This window comes from Paenibacillus sp. 4624, from assembly GCF_050435065.1.
Taxonomy (GTDB): domain Bacteria; phylum Bacillota; class Bacilli; order Paenibacillales; family Paenibacillaceae; genus Paenibacillus; species Paenibacillus amylolyticus_D.
Window position 1 is genome coordinate 42,896 of the sequence record NZ_JBNDJR010000001.1, and the last position, 14,848, is coordinate 57,743.

Sequence of the window (14,848 nt, forward strand, 5' to 3'; positions counted from 1 at the left end):
GAAACAGCGCTTGAGAACAGTGAAACACTTACGTTCCATCCATGTTTTTTTGAAAATTGAAAGAGGTGACTCCTTTGAAAATATCGACAAAAGGCCGTTACGGCCTCACCATTATGATGGAGCTGGCTGCAAGAACCGGCGAAGGTCCAACATCCTTGAAGAGCATTGCTGAGCGAAACCAGCTCTCCGAACATTATCTGGAGCAACTGATTGCGCCGCTGCGCAATGCTGGTCTTGTTAAGAGTATCCGCGGTGCATATGGCGGTTACATTCTAGCAGGTGACCCTGCAACCATGACCGCAGGGGATGTTATTCGTGTACTGGAGGGACCGATCTCGCCAGTGGACTTTACGGAAGAAGATGACCCGGCCAAACGTGATTTGTGGCTGCGCATCCGTGATAGCATTGCCAATGTATTGGATTCAACAACGTTGAAAGATCTGATTACGTTTGAGGATCAGGAGAAGAAAGATTCGTACATGTTCTACATTTAAGTTAATGAAGATCATAGGTTGATCATCTAGACAGCACACTAAAGCCCCCAAATAAATGGGGGCTTTAGCCGTGCCAACAGAGATAAAAGCATTAGCAAGCCAGCCTGTCCTTTCATCAATGGTTTTCCAGTGACTTTATATTTGCATTATAAAAGACGGTGCGACATGTTTGCATTTGACTAATTTTCATACCAGACTAAGAAATACAATGACATCATAAAATCTAACAACTAACGGGGTGATAACGATGAATCGTATATATTTAGATCACGCCGCATCGACACCTATGCATCCGCGCGTCGCAGAAGCGATGATGAATGTGATGACAGGGCAATATGGGAATCCATCCAGCATTCATGCCTTTGGACGTGAAGCCAAACGCACGGTCAGTGGAGCAAGAGACAGGATCGCGGCCTCTTTGGGATGTAAACCGGACGAGATTGTATTTACAGGTGGCGGGACAGAGAGCGACAATCTGGCGATTTTCGGGGTGGTTGCTGCCAGAGCAGACAAAGGCAAACATGTGATTACAACGGAGATTGAACATCATGCTGTACTGCATTCATGCCAGGAACTTGAGCGGCAGGGATACGATGTGACCTATCTGCCTGTGGACGAGTCCGGACGCATCAAGATGGAGGAACTGCGTGAAGCCATCAGGCCTGACACCGTGCTGATAACAATGATGTATGCCAACAACGAAGTAGGCACGATTCAGCCGATTCGTGAGGTTGGTGAACTCGCGCGTCAGCATGATATTTTATTTCATACAGATGCGGTTCAAGCACTGGGCAGCCAGCCCATTTCCTGTACAGACTTGCCTGTAGATCTGATCAGCTTCTCAGCGCACAAAATTAACGGGCCCCAGGGTGTGGGCGCGCTGTATGTTAGACGTGGTGTGACATTGGAAGCCAGATCACATGGAGGATTACAGGAACGACAACGTCGTGCAGGTACAGAGAACATTGCGGGGATTGCAGGTTTTGCAGAGGCACTTAAGATCATTTCCGAGAATGCGGAGGAGCACCTGCAACATGCGCTGGAATTAAAAAAATTACTGCTGGACGAGCTTACCATTCATGTGGGCGCAGAACGTTTTCATGTCAACGGACACCATGAGCACACGCTCCCCAATATCCTTAATATCAGCTTTCCCGAGGTATCTACTGAAACGATGCTGATGAACCTGGATATGGAGGGGATCGCTGTGGCCAGTGGTTCAGCTTGCACTTCTGGTTCCCTGGAAGTATCCCACGTACTCAGAGCGATGAACTTGCCAGAAGCATTTTTACAGTCTGCGATTCGATTTAGCTGGGGGTTGGGTAATACTACAAAAGAAATCATCACAACCGCCGAAAAAATTGGAACCATTCTTCAACGGCTGCGTAATAGACCTTAAGGGGTTCTTTACACATGGAACAGAAGGGGGGAAGAAGTTCCATTTTCATCGGTTGATATAGAAGCGGTTTGATGATCGGCGTCCTGATTGCCATTCATCAACTTTGGGCATACCTAGCAATAGCGCCGCGCCTATACAATGTGAAGAAGATGAGGGGGACCCAGCGATGAAGCTTCAGGAAATGATCGGACTTGCCGTTTTTGATGTTGAGGATGGGAAGCAGGTCGGTAAAATCCAGGATTTCATTGTGAATGATGATTGGGAGATTGAAGGCATTGAACTTGAGAATAAGGGCCTGTTTACCAATCATGTCAAAATGGTGCAATGGGAAGATATCGTTGCCTATGGCGAAGATGCCGTCATGATCCGTAATCAACAGGCTGTCCGCAAGACGGGGGCCGACGACATAAAATACACATACCTCCTTGGTCGTTCTAAATTGAAGGAGATGTCCGTGCTCACCGAAGAAGGTTTGCTGCTCGGACGTGTCTCTGATGTTTATTTTGACCAGGAGTTGGGAAATACAATAATAGGGATTGAAATTACGGACGGTTTTGTGTCCGATCTGATCGAGGGCCGTAAATGGCTGCCATGTACAAGTGATATGTCTATCGGGGAAAGTGCCATTATGGTACCGCCGCTGAGTGAACAGCGCTTGGAAAATGCCATTCATTCTGTTAATGGATAGGTGAATGAATATGAAATGTCCAAATTGTAGTTCGAAAGATATCGGAAAAATTGGCTCCCATCAGTTTTATTGCTGGGGATGCTTTATTGAGTTAACGGTAAACGGTGAGAAAATGTCTGTGTATCAAGTGGAAGAGGACGGTACGCTGAGCTCTCTGGATGACTTGTTCTTCGGAGAAGAGCTGCCACAAGACTTCCCACATATTCACGCTTCTTCTTAATACGCGGTTTAACTTCCTCTATATGCGGTTTCATGACAATACATGTCATTTAATGCTGTCGCAATCTGGCGACGGATGGATATAGATGTAGTTACATAGTGTTCAGGAAGCATATGGTTGATTATATGAGGCAATGATTCATAAAATTCGCTTTCCTCTTTTCTAGAGGGGAGCGTTTTTTATTATGCAATGCTGAATACAGAACATATTCTAATTTCCTTCCTCTTTCATTACCACATCTGCACGGAGTTAATAAAAATTCCCTCTCCTACATATACTTACTTTCAGAGCCAGTCCATATACTGAACTGTAGCGGCAGTCCAAAGGGGAGAATGCAAATGGAGCAACTAACCAAAAATAAAATGTTTCGTTACGCGATCTGGCTCTTGCTCGGATTGATCATTCTATATTTTATCTGGCTGTTACGGCCGTTATTATTACATATCTATGGATTCTTGAAAACGGTACTGGCCCCATTCATCGTTGCCCTCATCATTTCTTATGTACTTAATCCGATTGTGAGCATGCTTGGCGGCCGCAAAGTCCCGCGTTCCATTGCGGTTCTGTTAATCTATGCTTTTTTTCTGACCTGCATCGGAGTCATCTTAATGAATGTTATCCCTGTCTTGATTGAACAGCTGGAAGAGTTAAATGAACACATGCCGGAATTGTCCATGCGGGCGCAAAACCTGATGAACAATATGGATCACAAATTAATGCCGCCAAGCATACGCACAGGCATGAACAGTTGGTTTTTCCAGATGGAAGACCGGCTTACGCAGGGGATTACCGTGCTAATGGACAATATCGGTGCGACGATAAATGTGCTGTTTAACGTATTTATTGTGCCGTTTCTGATTTTTTATATGTTAAAAGATTTTGATGTATTTGAACGCACAGTTGTAGCTTATCTGCCTCGTTCTCGCCGTAAAGCCATTGTTTCTGTGATGAAAGAGATCGACACCGCACTCGGCAATTACATCCGGGGACAATTTATCGTCTGTGTAATTGTGGGGATCTTTGCTTATATCGGATATATTGTGATCGATATGCCTTATGCTTTGCTTCTGGCAAGCATCGTGGCTGTGTTCAACATCGTGCCTTATCTGGGACCTTTTCTGGGAGCAGCACCAGCGGTGGTGATGGCTTCAACAGTTTCTTTCAAAATGGTATTGCTGGTCATCGCGGTGAACACACTCTGCCAGGTGCTGGAGAGCAATGTAGTTTCCCCGCAGGTGGTGGGACGAACGCTGCACTTGCATCCACTCTCCATTATTTTTGCGCTTCTGGTCGGTGGAGAGCTGGCGGGTATCGTCGGTCTGATTTTGGCAGTACCGGTCTTTGCTGTTTTGAAGGTGATCGTGCAGCATTTTTTCGCCTATTACATCAAACGGAGAACCGAATGAACAAGTAGGCCAAGAGAGGCAGGGAGTCATCTGGAACCGCCTCAGAAGGCGCGTTGACACTCGCTGACTCTACCGATATAATGAGGGTGTATGTTTATTAAATTAAAATCGATGATGAAATGAAGTATGCCGAGGGTTCCTTTCCTCAGAGAATAGACTTCTTCGAATTCAGACATGCTCTGAGTTCGCTGGCTGGGAGAGTCTAGAAAGTTGAAGCGGCAGAAAGCTGATTTCGGAGTGCAGGACAACCCTGCCGGGCGCGACCGTTACTCGCATGAACGAGGCGATTGTTCGTTTATCCTTTCAATGATGGGAGATGAACCCTTTCAATAAGGGGAGATGAACAATAACCAGGGTGGTACCGCGATAACATCGTCCCTGATCATTCAGGGGCGTTTTTTGTGTTTATTTTTACAGACGCGTTACCAAAAAAATGTGCAAAACAATCTGTTAACCAACCGGGGCGATCTCGCTGCGGAACTTATAATTTGATGGGGGCAACCAGTATGAAAGCTAGTGAAATCCGTTCGAAATGGATCGAGTTTTTTGCAAGTAAAGGCCACAAAATTGAACCGAGTGCGTCGCTCGTGCCACACAATGACCCTTCCCTGCTGTGGATTAATGCGGGTATGGCACCGCTGAAACCTTACTTTGACGGACGGGAGAAGCCGGAGAACCCACGCCTGGCGAATTCGCAAAAATGTATCCGTACCAACGATATCGAGAATGTCGGCAAAACGCGCCGTCACCATACGTTCTTTGAAATGCTCGGCAACTTCTCTATCGGTGATTACTTCAAAGAAGAAACGATTACCTGGGCTTGGGAATTCCTAACGAGCAAAGAGTGGATCGGATTTGATCCGGATCGCCTGTCCGTTACCGTATACCCGGAAGATGAAGAAGCCTTCAAGCTGTGGAATGAAAAAATTGGACTGCCAGCTGAACGTATCATTAAGCTGGACGAAAACTTCTGGGATATCGGTGAAGGCCCATGCGGTCCTTGTACCGAAATCTTCTATGACCGTGGGGAAGCTTACGGTAACGATATGAACGATCCTGAAATGTACCCAGGCGGAGAGAACGAGCGTTATTTGGAAGTGTGGAACCTCGTATTCTCTCAATTTAACCATAACAAAGACGGTAGCTACACACCGCTTCCGAACAAAAATATTGATACAGGTGCGGGGCTGGAGCGTTTTGCTTCCATTCTGCAAAATGTAGATTCCAACTTTGACACCGACTTGTTCCAACCGATGATTCAGAAAACGGCTGCGCTTGCGGGCGTAAAATATAACGACAGTGTTGAGATCGATGTTGCGCTCAAAGTCATTGCCGATCATATCCGTACGGTGGCATTTGCTGTAGGTGATGGGGTACTGCCAAGCAATGAAGGCCGTGGATACGTTATTCGCCGTTTGCTGCGCCGTGCCGTTCGTTACGGTAAAGTGTTGGGTCTGGATCGTCCGTTCCTGTATGAACTGACAACTACTGTTGGTGAAGTGATGGGAATGTACTATCCAGAAGTGGTGGACAAGCAGGAGTTTATTGCTAAAGTGATTAAAACCGAGGAAGAACGTTTCCACGAAACGTTGTCAGACGGACTTGCCATTCTGGCTGATATCAGTGCTACAGCCAAATCCGAAGGACGCACAGTGATTAGCGGACCGGAGGCATTCAAACTATACGATACGTACGGATTCCCGTTTGACTTGACTGAGGATTACGCGTCTGAACATGGTCTGACCGTAGATCGTGAGGGCTTCGATGCATCCATGCAAGAGCAACGTGATCGTGCACGTGCAGGGCGTCAAGAGAATGAAAGCATGAAGATTCAAGGCGGACCGCTTGCTGACCTGGAGGTTAAAAGCGAGTTTGTTGGATATACTGACCTGTTGACGGAAGCAAAAGTGGTAGCGATTGTTACAGGAGATGCTCTTGCAGATTCTGTAGGAGAAGGGCAGACTGCTCAAGTTATTCTGGATCAAACCCCATTTTATGCAGAAAGCGGTGGTCAAGTCAGTGACCAAGGCTTGCTTCGCAGTGCAAGTGCGGTAGCAACTGTTCAAGGTCTGTTCAAGGCTCCGCAAGGGCAGCATGTGCATGTGGTGACGATTCAGTCTGGTGAGCTTCGTGTGGGCGATGTCATTCAAGCAGAAGTGGATGCAACCAAACGCGGAGACATCATTAAAAACCATACGGCAACACACTTGCTGCACAAAGCATTGAAAGATGTGCTGGGTACCCATGTTAATCAGGCTGGTTCCTTGGTGGAACCGCAGCGTCTGCGTTTTGACTTCTCTCACTTCGGCAGTATCACACCAGAAGAGTTGACCGAAATTGAACGCCAAGTGAATGAGCAGATCTGGAATCGTCTGAACGTAAACATTGAGCTGAAAGGCATCGATGAAGCGAAGGAAATGGGAGCTATGGCTCTTTTCGGCGAAAAATATGGAGATATCGTGCGCGTCGTGCAAATTGGAGATTACAGTTTGGAACTTTGTGGCGGCTGTCACGTAAATAATACTTCAGAGATTGGTATTTTCAAACTGGTAAGCGAAAGTGGAATCGGCTCCGGTGTACGCCGGATCGAAGCTGTAACAGGCCGCGGTGCTTATCTGTATGTGGAAAGCCAGTTGGAACTGCTTAAACAGTCCGCAACCCTTCTTAAAGCGAATGTAGCGGATGTGCCGAAGCGGATTGAAGGTCTGAATCAGCAACTGAAAGAAGCTGCGAGAGAGACTGAATCGCTGCAAAGCAAACTCAGTGCGATGGAAGCAGGTCAGCTGACGGATCAGGTGGTACAAGCAGGTAATACGCAATTGCTGGCCGCTCGTGTAGATGCACCGAATATGGATGCACTTCGTACCGTTGCAGATGAGCTGAAAGTAAAACTGCCAGATGCAGTTCTCGTACTCGGCGCGCCGGCTGATGGCAAAGTGAATTTTGTAGTCGCAGTACCTGCCGAGCAGGTAAAACAAGGTCTGCACGCCGGCAAGATTGTGAAGGAAGTTGCTGCAGTATGCGGCGGCGGCGGCGGCGGACGTCCGGATATGGCTCAGGCCGGAGGCAAGGACGCAAGTAAGCTGGATGAAGCACTGAAACTGGCAATTTCCATTGTCAGCCAGTAAAGGACAAGCAAAAAACACAATTGCCTTATCCTTTGTGTACTTGTGGCAGTCAGAATATGTTATTATATAAACAGAAATCAATTCGGCAGGACATGGTCCCCATGTTCATGCAGGAGCGAGGTGTCATCAATGGACTCCATGGATAAGACGGTTAAATTTAATGTGAAAGGTGACGAACAGGAGGCATCTTCACAAGAGATTCTTCTCACGGTATATGACGCACTGGTCGATAAAGAGTATAATCCCATTAACCAGATCGTTGGATATCTGATATCCGGCGACCCCGCGTATATTCCGCGTCACAACAACGCACGCAGTCTGGTCCGGAAAAAGGAGCGCGATGAGCTGATTGAAGAGCTTGTTCGTTCCTATCTGGCCAATCACCGGTAATATACGCCACTTCCGTTTGTCTGCAGCCGTGCAGGCAAACGGGCAATGAACCGACAGAAGACAGACTGAAGTCTGCACAGACGATTGCATATCGTTCTGAACAGGCTGCAGGATGGGAGAGCATGATGAAAAAATTAGGTTTGGACTATGGGGACCGCAGAATCGGGGTTGCCGTGAGTGACGCCTTCGGTTGGACTGCCCAGGGATTGGAAGTGCTTGAACGCCGCCGGGATGAAGGTGAGTTCACACGAATTGCTGAACTGGTGCGTGAGCACGAGATCACCGAAATTGTGGTTGGACTCCCCAAAAACATGAACGGCACCGTAGGGCCGCGTGGTGAAATATGTATTGCTTTCGCTGAACGCCTGCGGGGCGAACTGAATTTACCTGTTCACCTTTGGGATGAACGGCTGACAACGATGGCAGCCGAACGTACGCTGATTGAAGCGGATGTCAGTCGCAAAAAACGCAAACAGGTTGTGGATAAAATGGCCGCAAGCCTGATTTTGCAAAATTATTTGGATGCCAATAGTACAAGGTGAGGGGGATCAACAATGGCTGAAGATCAACTGGGTATGGAAGAAGAAGCTGAGATCATTTACATTGCAGATGACGAGGGTAACGAAGAGGAATTCGAAGTCATCATGAAATTCGAAGTGGACGGTTCGGAGGCCAAGTATATGATGGTTGCTCCGGTTGAACCTGAAGATGGCGAGACGGATGTGTATGCATTCCGTTATGAAGAAGATGGCGATGATATCAAACTTTTTGTGATCCAAGATGATGCCGAGTGGGATATCGTCGAGGAGACCTTTAATACATTTCTTGCTGAAGATGAAGAGGAAGCGAACTAAATGACGGAATATAATCGCAAAGACCTGAAATGGACAGATTCGCTGCGTCTGGCATTCGGTGCTCATGTGGAGCTCGAGGAAGAGAACGGTAAATCACATCCGTATGAATTGCTCGCTGAATTTGAGGTACATGGGCAACAGTACGCGGTGCTCCGCAGTTCATTGCGTCCGTATGATGAGGTTGAACTGCTACGGGTTGTACCTGGCAGCGAGGACCAGATCATGCCCGAATTAGTTACGATTGATGATGACGATGAGTGGGAGAGCATCTCGGAGCTCTATGATGAGTGCACACTCCCGATTGACGAGGATTAATCAGCTTCAAATTGAAAAAACCGGAAGGGCGGAGAAGTCCGCTCTTTTTGGTTGTGTAAAGGAGTTGTGTCTCTGTTGAAAGGCAAAGTCATAGGGATCTTACTGCTCGTACTGCTCATTCTGGCCGGAGGAGCTGGCGGGTATGTATGGAACATGATGCGTCCGGTTGAAGCTTCTTCTGAGCCAGTCGTATTTGAAATCAAGAGCGGCTCGGGTATATCCCAAATTGCGGATCAGCTGCAGCGGGAAGGACTTATCCGAAACAGTCTGGTGTTCAAAGGTTATTTAAAGTGGAAGAAGCTGGGCAGTAATTTTATGGCGGGTAAATATGCCATGAACCCAGGTGTGACGTACGATGAGATCATTCACAAACTGAGTAGCGGCGAGGTTGTCCCTGAGGAGATGGTGAAGTTTACGATCCCGGAAGGTTACACCGTTTTACAGATGGCGGACAAGCTTTCAGCTGAGGGTATTGTGGATAAAAAGGAGTTCCTTAAGCTGGCCAATGATCCTTCAGCCTTCGATGTGGATATCATCAAAAGCATCCCGGTGGATGAAGAATTGAGATATGTGCTGGAAGGTTATCTTTTCCCTGAAACCTACGAAATGAAAAAAGGCAGCAACACGCATGATGTGATGCAGCGAATGCTGGAAGAGTTTCAGACGAAAGTGAATTCCATTCCAGATTTGCAAGCGGGACTTGATGAAAAGAAACTTTCGTTGCATGAACTGCTGACGATTGCATCGCTGGTGGAACGGGAAGTTGTCGTAGATCAGGAACGTGCACTGGTAGCAGGGGTAATCTATAATCGGATTAATAAAGATATGAAGCTGGAGATCGATGCTACGGTGCAGTATTTGCTTGATAAACCGAAGGCAAGGTTGTTGTTTAAGGACCTTAAGGTACAAAGTCCGTATAATACGTACTTAAACAAGGGTCTACCACCTGGCCCGATTGCCAGTCCGAGTCTTGCGTCCATCAAGGCAGCATTGAATCCGGAAGCTTCGGAATATCTGTTTTATGTAACGAAAAAGGATGGAACTTCAGGGCATCTGTTTGCCAAGACATACAAGGAACATCAGCAAAATATAGCCAAAAGTAAGGCTGCGCAATAAGCGGAGGGGATTAGATGAGTACAAAACATGAACTGCTCGTGACAGCAGCAAATGTAAGAGAAGCAGAAGCATTGCTTCAAGCCGGAGCTGACGCTTTATTAATTGGGGATGATCGCTTTGGCATGCGTCTGCCGGGCAACTTTAGCCTGGACGAGACTGCAGAGGTGGCGGCCATGGCTGCCAAACATGAGGCTCGGATTATTGTTTCTATGAACAACCTGATGTCGAATGAATTATTGAAAGAATTGCCTGAATATGTGCAAGCTTTGGGCCGAATTGGCGTGCACGCGGTCGAGTTTAACGATCCATCCGTACTGGCAGCGATTAAGGAGCATGCACCGCATATTCATTTGCATTGGAATGCAGAGATGACGTCCACAAACTATGCAACAGCTAACTACTGGGGAACCAAAGGGGCCAGCCGCGTTGTCCTTGCCCGTGAGTTGAACATGGACGAAATTACGGAGATGGTTCCATTTTTAAAAGTGGAGGCGCAGGTGCAGGTTCATGGCATGACCAATATTTATCACTCCAAGCGCAGCCTGGTTCAGAGTTACATGGCTCATCAAGGACGTCCTGTGGAGGGAAATCTCGGTAAGGAACGCGGTTTGTTCCTGATTGAAGCGGAGCGACGGGATGAGAAGTTTCCGATCTATGAGGACATCAATGGGACGCATATTATGAGTTCTGAGGACATTTGCATTTTGGAAGATCTTCATCTGATGATGGAGGCAGGTGTACACAGCTTCAAAGTGGAGGGAATCCTCAAGCCCTTGGCATACAACGAAGCGGTCATTCGTGCTTACCGTAAAGCAATAGATCTGTATGAAGCAGACGCAGAGGCTTATGCATATGACGAAGAATGGTTGCGTGAGGTTCGTGAGCTGCAGGACCCTGAGCGGGAATTGTCATTTGGATTTTTCTATAAAGAACAAGTGTATTAATAGACGAGGTGAACAAGATGGAAACAGTGGCGGTCAAACGGAAGTTTTCTGGTAAACGTAACCGTCTGGATAAACCGGAGCTCTTGGCTCCGGCGGGAAATCTGGAAAAATTAAAATTTGCGATTCACTATGGGGCTGACGCCGTATATATCGGCGGACAGGCTTATGGACTTCGTTCGAATGCGGATAACTTCAGTTTTGAAGAAATGCGTGAAGGTGTAGAATTTGCGAAAAAATATGGAGCTAAAGTATTCGTAGCAACGAATATCTATGCCCATAACGAAGATGTGGCAGGTATTGAAGAGTACTTGCAGAACCTGTATGATGCAGGCATCTCCGCGGTTATTGTTGCCGATCCGGCTATCATTGAAGTGGCTTTGCGTGCAGTACCGGGCCTGGAAGTGCATCTTAGCACACAACAATCCACATTGAACTGGCAAGCCGTGAAGTTCTGGAAGGACGAAGGACTGCCACGGGTTGTGCTTGGTCGTGAGACAAGCTTTGAAGAGATTGAAGAGATCAAGGCGAATGTGGATATCGAGATTGAGGCCTTCATTCACGGAGCGATGTGTTCCTCCTATTCGGGACGTTGTGTATTGTCTAACCATTTTACAGACCGAGACTCCAACCGTGGAGGTTGCTGTCAGTCTTGTCGCTGGAAGTATGATCTGTTTGAAGATGCGAGAGAAGATACGGTCTGGGTAAGCGAAGAGGAAATGCAGATGAAGGCTCCTGCACCCTTTAAACTGGGAGATAATCAACTGCCTTTGTTCCAGGAACAGGATAATTCTTTCTCCATGGGCTCGAAAGACCTGTGCATGATCGGTCATATCCCGGAATTGATTGATGTGGGTGTAGACAGCTTCAAAATCGAAGGACGGATGAAATCGATTCACTACGTTGCGACTGTTGTGAACGTATATCGTCAGGCTATTGACTCTTACATGGCTGATCCTGAAAATTATGTGCTTAAACCGGAGTGGGTGGAAGAAATGAATAAAGCGGCGAACCGGCCGCTGAATACCGGTTTCTTCTACGATACGCCTGATCATGAAGATCATATCTATGAGCCGGAAGAGAAAGCAGTGCCTTACGACTTTGCTGGTCTGGTTATGGGATATGATGAAGAAACGGGCATGGCAACGATTCAGCAGCGTAATCACTTTAAGCCGGGACAGGAAATCGAGTTCTTCGGTCCCAAAGGTACTTTTTTCAAACAAGTGGTAGGTGAAATTCAGGATGAACAAGGCAATATTCTTGATGCTGCCAGACATCCGTTGCAGCTGGTGAAGATGAAAGTCGATCAGCCAGTCTCTTACTTTGACATGATGAGAAAAAAGAAGTAGGCTTATTTACCTAGTGTGAAACAACATAATGTTAATGAATCACAAATTTGTGTTATAAAGTGCAGAAATGGACCTCCGTATATCGGTATATGGGGGTCTTTTTTTTATAGAAAAATAGGAAAAAAGTTGTAATATATTTCTGAGGAATTGGAGGGAAAGCAGGAAAGCTGTCGAATACTACATATTTATAGGGGAGAGATTGAAAAATCTAACAAGAAAATTACTGGCAGGTGATTGGGATGGTACAAAAGAAGGATAAAGACAGTGGGGAACACATTACACAACCCGAGCAGGCTAAGCCTGATAAGACACAGAATGTAAAAAAAATTAAACCGGTCAAAATCAAAAAAGAAGGGATACATAAAAAACCTTTCAAATTTGATCGCAGTAAGATCCGGTTTGATTGGATCAAAGTGGATTGGTTGAAGAAGCAACTGAAGAATCGTGATTGGAAAGGACTTGGAGGCAATTCCTTCAAACAGATTAGAAAGGTGAATCCAGTCAAATCTGTAGGAGTTAAACTTTTTTTGATCTTTTTTGCAGCCATTATGATTGTTGTTATTAGTCTGGGCCTATTATCCTATTCCAAGGCTAAAAATACAATCGAGGCTAATGCATCCAGAGCAAATCAGGAAACGATTGATCAAACCAAGCAGAAGCTGGATATTATTTTGGAACGTTTTGTGGATACGTCCACACAGATCTTTTTTGATCCAGAGATGCAGTCATTGCTTCAAAAAATGTCTGATCCGAATCTGACAGCATATGATACGTTCGTCAATTCGAGTTCAATTAATAAACAGTTATCGAATGTAGCTTTTACAAACAAATCTATGGAAGCGATTTATTTGGTGCCAACAGATGAATCAAAATCCGTTATGGGAACTGGGAACAGCAGTTCAACGATGGGAAGCATTCGCCAGGAAGCCTGGTACAGTGATCTCATTGCACAGGGAGGATATCGCTGGCTCCCAACAGAAGAGAAAACGGATGGTACGACACCGACTTTCCGAATTGCACGTTCTATGAAGAACCTGCAAGGTACGACACAGTCTTACGTACTGATCATTGAATTGAAACTGGAAGTGCTGGAAGAGCAACTGAAATCACTGGATCTGGGGGCAGGTGCGGTGCTTCAATTGATTGCTCCCGACAACAAAGTGGTTGCATCATCCATTGCGGGGCGTACAGGAAAAGAGACAGATCTTGCCTTTGTTAAAGATTTAAAGGAACCGGCAGGAAGTACAAATACCGAATATGATATCGAAGGCAAGTCGACGAATATGCTGGCTGTATATAGCACGCTGGATTCATCCGCGTGGAAACTAATCGGTATGGTTCCAACTTCAATGCTGGTTAAAGATGCAAAAGGCATCTTAACGATGACCTTGTGGATGGCGCTCGCATTTGCAGCCCTTGCTGTGGTAATCGGTGTCTGGATGGTTCGTATGATTGCTCGTCCGCTCAGCGGATTGAAAGATCTGATGCAGGAGGGTGCAAAAGGAAATCTGAAAGTACGAACTCCGTATAGTTCCCAAGATGAGATTGGGCAACTATCCGCTGCATTTAATACGATGATGGAACAAATTACGAAGCTGGTCGAGCAGACCAATCGTTCTGCACAGGAAGTATTGGATACAGCTACAGAACTGAGCAATGCTTCGAAGAAAACAGCCGTATCTGCTTCTGAGATTGCTGTAGCTACTGAAGAAATTGCTGGTGGTGCAGGTAGTCTGGCAACGGAAGCGGAACGTGGCAATGAGTTGACGGATAATATCTCTCGTCAGATGGAAAGTGTGATTGCAGCGAATGAAGAGATGGGCAGTTCTGCCCGTCATGTTGAAAAATCCAGTCAAACAGGAACACAGCATCTGAATCAGTTGATGACCAAAACGCAGAAGACCGAAGAAATGATTGGAGCGTTGGTTAACAAAGTTGATTCGTTAAAAGAGAGCACATCCTCTGTATTGAAGGTGCTCGATGTTATGCAAAATATTACGAAACAGACCAATATTTTGTCTCTAAATGCAACGATTGAAGCAGCGCGGGCTGGTGCAGCTGGACGTGGTTTTATGGTCGTAGCGGACGAAGTACGTCAACTTGCTGCACAGTCCAGACAGTCCATTGATATGGTTGGGGAGATTACCGACAAAATCATGTCAGAGATGAATGAAACGGTAAAAGCCCTGTCCGATGCATATCCTTTGTTTAAGGAACAGATGGATGCTGTAAAAGATACGAATGTGATCTTTGCTTCTGTACAGGACCAAATGGGTGCTTTCGTTGAACGTCTGGGTATGGTTACAGGCTCCATTGGAGAGTTGAGCAAATCGCAAGCAACCTTGTCTGAAGCGATGAGCAATGTCAGCGCTGTTGCTGAAGAGTCCTCGGCAACTTCAGAGGAAGTGGCTTCTTTGAGCAGTGAACAGCAAAACATCAGTAATCAACTCGTTAGCCTCTCTGGCAAGCTGGAGAATGTGTCGACTGAACTGAAAGAAACACTCTCACGTTTTACCGTGTAACCAGCAGACAACAAGCTGCAAATTAC

At 46.3% G+C, this 14,848-nt stretch carries 14 protein-coding genes; all 14 read left to right on the top strand.

The window, feature by feature from the left end:
• Positions 1–74: 74 nt before the first annotated feature.
• The 14 genes from cymR to ABIE27_RS00310 all read left to right on the top strand — a co-directional run bounded on the left by cymR (position 75) and on the right by ABIE27_RS00310 (position 14,822).
• Complete coding sequence (gene cymR / locus ABIE27_RS00245) at positions 75–494, top strand: cysteine metabolism transcriptional regulator CymR (RefSeq protein WP_123066318.1); 420 nt, start codon at positions 75–77, stop codon at positions 492–494.
• Between the two features lie 247 nt (positions 495–741).
• On the top strand, positions 742–1,893 hold the full coding sequence (locus ABIE27_RS00250) for a cysteine desulfurase family protein (protein WP_429349649.1): 1,152 nt from the start codon (positions 742–744) through the stop codon (positions 1,891–1,893).
• Positions 1,894–2,059: 166 nt separating this feature from the next.
• Positions 2,060–2,581, top strand: coding sequence for a PRC-barrel domain-containing protein (locus ABIE27_RS00255; RefSeq protein WP_090915545.1), 522 nt, complete (start codon positions 2,060–2,062; stop codon positions 2,579–2,581).
• 10 nt (positions 2,582–2,591) lie between these two features.
• Positions 2,592–2,801 (top strand): hypothetical protein, encoded by a 210-nt coding sequence (locus ABIE27_RS00260; protein WP_090915543.1) that lies wholly within the window; start codon positions 2,592–2,594, stop codon positions 2,799–2,801.
• A gap of 338 nt (positions 2,802–3,139) precedes the next feature.
• Positions 3,140–4,207 carry an AI-2E family transporter gene (locus ABIE27_RS00265; protein WP_090915541.1) on the top strand — a complete coding sequence of 356 codons (1,068 nt, stop codon included), beginning with the start codon at positions 3,140–3,142 and terminating at the stop codon, positions 4,205–4,207.
• A gap of 506 nt (positions 4,208–4,713) precedes the next feature.
• Positions 4,714–7,335 (top strand): alanine--tRNA ligase, encoded by a 2,622-nt coding sequence (alaS, locus tag ABIE27_RS00270; RefSeq protein WP_123066320.1) that lies wholly within the window; start codon positions 4,714–4,716, stop codon positions 7,333–7,335.
• A 129-nt stretch (positions 7,336–7,464) separates the two neighbouring features.
• Positions 7,465–7,725: an IreB family regulatory phosphoprotein gene (locus ABIE27_RS00275; RefSeq protein WP_090915537.1), complete on the top strand. Its 261-nt coding sequence runs from the start codon at positions 7,465–7,467 to the stop codon at positions 7,723–7,725.
• Between the two features lie 125 nt (positions 7,726–7,850).
• On the top strand, positions 7,851–8,267 hold the full coding sequence (ruvX, locus tag ABIE27_RS00280; protein WP_240037125.1) for a Holliday junction resolvase RuvX: 417 nt from the start codon (positions 7,851–7,853) through the stop codon (positions 8,265–8,267).
• 12 nt (positions 8,268–8,279) lie between these two features.
• Positions 8,280–8,579, top strand: coding sequence for a DUF1292 domain-containing protein (locus tag ABIE27_RS00285; RefSeq protein WP_090915532.1), 300 nt, complete (start codon positions 8,280–8,282; stop codon positions 8,577–8,579).
• A complete protein-coding gene (locus tag ABIE27_RS00290) occupies positions 8,580–8,894 on the top strand; it encodes a DUF1292 domain-containing protein (RefSeq protein ID WP_090915530.1) in 315 nt (104 codons plus the stop codon).
• Between the two features lie 75 nt (positions 8,895–8,969).
• Positions 8,970–10,010, top strand: a complete 1,041-nt coding sequence (mltG, locus tag ABIE27_RS00295; protein ID WP_275670050.1) for an endolytic transglycosylase MltG — start codon at positions 8,970–8,972, stop codon at positions 10,008–10,010.
• 14 nt (positions 10,011–10,024) lie between these two features.
• Positions 10,025–10,954 carry a peptidase U32 family protein gene (locus ABIE27_RS00300; RefSeq protein ID WP_123066322.1) on the top strand — a complete coding sequence of 310 codons (930 nt, stop codon included), beginning with the start codon at positions 10,025–10,027 and terminating at the stop codon, positions 10,952–10,954.
• 17 nt (positions 10,955–10,971) lie between these two features.
• Complete coding sequence (locus ABIE27_RS00305) at positions 10,972–12,300, top strand: peptidase U32 family protein (RefSeq protein ID WP_123066323.1); 1,329 nt, start codon at positions 10,972–10,974, stop codon at positions 12,298–12,300.
• A 239-nt stretch (positions 12,301–12,539) separates the two neighbouring features.
• Positions 12,540–14,822, top strand: coding sequence for a methyl-accepting chemotaxis protein (locus tag ABIE27_RS00310; RefSeq protein ID WP_123066324.1), 2,283 nt, complete (start codon positions 12,540–12,542; stop codon positions 14,820–14,822).
• Positions 14,823–14,848 lie beyond the last annotated feature (26 nt).

Bases quoted from the DNA above. Each gene is read 5' to 3' on its own strand.
- ABIE27_RS00260 (WP_090915543.1), top strand. From the start codon at position 2,592: ATGAAATGTCCAAATTGTAGTTCGAAAGATATCGGAAAAATTGGCTCC.
- ABIE27_RS00305 (WP_123066323.1), top strand. From the start codon at position 10,972: ATGGAAACAGTGGCGGTCAAACGGAAGTTTTCTGGTAAACGTAACCGT.
- alaS (WP_123066320.1), top strand. From the start codon at position 4,714: ATGAAAGCTAGTGAAATCCGTTCGAAATGGATCGAGTTTTTTGCAAGT.
- ABIE27_RS00300 (WP_123066322.1), top strand. From the start codon at position 10,025: ATGAGTACAAAACATGAACTGCTCGTGACAGCAGCAAATGTAAGAGAA.
- ABIE27_RS00285 (WP_090915532.1), top strand. From the start codon at position 8,280: ATGGCTGAAGATCAACTGGGTATGGAAGAAGAAGCTGAGATCATTTAC.
- ABIE27_RS00275 (WP_090915537.1), top strand. From the start codon at position 7,465: ATGGACTCCATGGATAAGACGGTTAAATTTAATGTGAAAGGTGACGAA.
- ABIE27_RS00310 (WP_123066324.1), top strand. From the start codon at position 12,540: ATGGTACAAAAGAAGGATAAAGACAGTGGGGAACACATTACACAACCC.
- ruvX (WP_240037125.1), top strand. From the start codon at position 7,851: ATGAAAAAATTAGGTTTGGACTATGGGGACCGCAGAATCGGGGTTGCC.
- ABIE27_RS00250 (WP_429349649.1), top strand. From the start codon at position 742: ATGAATCGTATATATTTAGATCACGCCGCATCGACACCTATGCATCCG.
- ABIE27_RS00290 (WP_090915530.1), top strand. From the start codon at position 8,580: ATGACGGAATATAATCGCAAAGACCTGAAATGGACAGATTCGCTGCGT.
- ABIE27_RS00265 (WP_090915541.1), top strand. From the start codon at position 3,140: ATGGAGCAACTAACCAAAAATAAAATGTTTCGTTACGCGATCTGGCTC.
- ABIE27_RS00255 (WP_090915545.1), top strand. From the start codon at position 2,060: ATGAAGCTTCAGGAAATGATCGGACTTGCCGTTTTTGATGTTGAGGAT.